The organism is Pontibacter rugosus, from assembly GCF_042678745.1.
Lineage (GTDB): Bacteria > Bacteroidota > Bacteroidia > Cytophagales > Hymenobacteraceae > Pontibacter > Pontibacter rugosus.
Map to the genome: position 1 here is coordinate 1 of NZ_JBHTLD010000355.1, position 2759 is coordinate 2759.

Annotated in this window: 2 protein-coding genes; one reads left to right on the forward strand and one right to left on the reverse strand. The window is 44.9% G+C overall.

The window, feature by feature from the left end:
* Window positions 1–433 (forward strand): ferritin-like domain-containing protein (locus ACFQ2O_RS21025; RefSeq protein ID WP_377532746.1); only part of this gene is annotated, 433 nt, incomplete at its 5' end.
* A gap of 337 nt (window positions 434–770) precedes the next feature.
* Here ACFQ2O_RS21025 and ACFQ2O_RS21030 read toward each other — a convergent pair.
* Entirely contained in the window at window positions 771–2606 is a 1836-nt protein-coding gene (locus ACFQ2O_RS21030; protein ID WP_377532748.1) for a DEAD/DEAH box helicase, read from the reverse strand.
* Window positions 2607–2759: the final 153 nt, after the last annotated feature.

Below are 2759 nucleotides of genomic sequence, written 5' to 3' on the forward strand. Positions count from 1 at the left end.
ATTTGATACCGTACATCATTTGATCGAGCGTTGCAAAGACGGAGCGAAAGGTTATAAAACAGCTTCCGAGGATATCGAAGACAAAGATCTTAAAGACCTGTTCAGGAAGTATGCCGTGCAGCGAGATAGTATGATTACTGAATTGCAGGATCAGCTACATAAAATGGGGCAAACTGATGACGAGTCAAGCTCTATAGAGGGTACTGTACACCGTGCATGGATTGATCTGAAATCTGCGCTTACTTCCAGAGACAGAAAACGTGTTTTAGAAGAATGTGAGCGTGGTGAAGACTATGCTGTGAAGGCATATAAAGAGGCGCTGGATAAAAACCTGCCTGGAGATTTGAAGCCTATTGTTGAGCAGCAATACAAGGATGTGAAAAGTGCACACGATCATATTCGTTCGTTACGCGATCAGGCAAGAGAAGCCTAGGCAATTCTATATATTGTATAAAGGGAGCCGAAGGGTTCCCTTTATTTATTTGAGCTCTTTTATAGTTCATAAAAAAGAAAGGGTAACATCCGTCTGATGCTACCCTTTCTTTATCTGAGTACCGAAGCACTCAGCTTAATCTTCCAACCTTTTTATGATACTTTACATTACGACCTGCTGTGGTAGAAGGTTATCTGTTTCCTAAGAAGATTTAAATCAAAAAGGCCGACGTTTCAAGTCGGCCTTTTCTTTTGCTTTTGAAGGTTTTATACTTCATCCGCTGTAATACTTAAGTATACGCATTAGCTTTGGAAGGGTTTAGCTTCCAAAATAAAAGCTAGAATCTTCTTTTACGAAAACCACCGCCGCCGCCGCTTCCGCCACGGTTACGATCTCCTCCTCGGTCACCACCGCGATCTCTGTCACGGAAGCCACCACTGCCGCCACCGCTGCTTCTGCGGTCGCCGCCACGATCCCTGTCACGGAAGCTGCCACCGCCGCTTCTGCCACGAGGACCTCTATCGCCACCTTCACGGTTACTAAAGCCAAAGTCTTCTGCTCCGTCTTTGCTCTCTCTGGTGCCTTTTTTCTCTGATTTCTCAATCACAACAGAGCGTCCGTCATATTCCATGCGGCCCATGCTGGCAAGTATATCGGCTGTATATTCTGTAGGTACTTCTACAAAGCTAAACTTGTCGTAAAGGTCGATATCGCCTACGCGTCCTTCCGGAATGCTGGAATTCTGAGATAGCAGGTCGATCAGGTCACGCGGGTGAACGCGGTCTTTCTTACCGATAGTGATAAACAAGCGGTCCATACCGTCTTTTGTAGCACGCAGGCCTTTCTCTGCCTCTGCACCTTTCTCCTTCGCTTTTGCCTCTTTCAGGCTCATTTTAAGAAGAGCGGCAGCTACATCAAGCGGAGTATAACCATCTGTTTCGTTTACAAAACGCTCAATACGGGCTATATTCTTGGCAAGTGTTCCTTTCTCCAGTACTTCCTTCACCTTATCGAAGAACATGTTGGTGCGAATCTCGTTCACATCCTCTAGTGATGGTACCTGCTGTAAAACAATCTTCGCCTTTGTATAGCGCATGATGTCTTTGATCTTGTATCCGTCAGAACGGCCACCTACAAAAGAGAATGCTTTACCAGACTTACCTGCACGACCAGTACGGCCAATTCGGTGCACGTAAGATTCTTCATCCTGTGGCAGGTCATAGTTTATAACAGCCTCAACGTTTTCTACATCCAGCCCACGTGCAGCAACATCTGTTGCTACCAATATTTCAAGTGTGCCGTTGCGGAATTTGTTCATTACGTTGGTACGCTGGTTCTGATTAAGATCACCATGCAGGGCATCGGCAAAATAACCACGCGCCTGTAAGCTCGATACCAGCTCATCTACCATGCGCTTGGTATTACAGAATATGATAGCCGATTTAAGGTTATACATATCCAATAAACGCGAAAGCACTTCTGGTTTAGCACTGTTACGTACTTCAAAGTAAGACTGATCGATGTTAGTTACCGTCAGTTCCTGGTGTACTACTTTTACTAATACCGGATCAGTTTGGTAACGCTTAGTCATTTCCATGATCGGCTTAGACATGGTAGCCGAGAAGAAGATGGTTTGGCGACTTTCAGGTATACGCTCTAATACATATTCAATATCTTCACGGAAGCCCATGTCCAGCATTTCGTCCGCTTCATCAAGAATAATTTTAGATACATTATCCAGTTTAAGAGTGCCGCGCTCGATGTGGTCCATCACACGGCCCGGAGTGCCTATTACAATCTGAACACCTTGTTTAAGCGCACGCAATTGGCGCTCGTAAGGCTGTCCGCCATAAATAGGAACAACACTGATACCTGTTTTATACTTGGCAAGTTTTTGAATCTCACCTGATACCTGGATAGCCAGTTCACGTGTCGGGCAAAGAATTAGTGCCTGTACACTTCTGTCATCCGGGTCAATACCTTCAATTGTTGGAATACCGAAAGCGGCAGTTTTACCAGTACCTGTCTGCGCCTGGCCTATGATGTCTTTGCCTGCTAAAACTACAGGGATAGCTTCTGTTTGGATGGGAGAAGCTTCTTCGAAGCCCATGTCAGCGATGGCTCGCTGTACTTCCGGCGATAGCGGAAGCTCGTCAAATCTGATTTTGTTCATCTAATTTTTTATAACTGTATATCTGGATGCAGCCTGCTAATCAACCATTCTCTCCAACGAAGAGAGCGACAAGAAAACAAAAACAACCAGTGTTATTCAGTTATCAATAAATCAGACTGATCCAAATCAAGGTGCAAAAATACCTTTTATTAT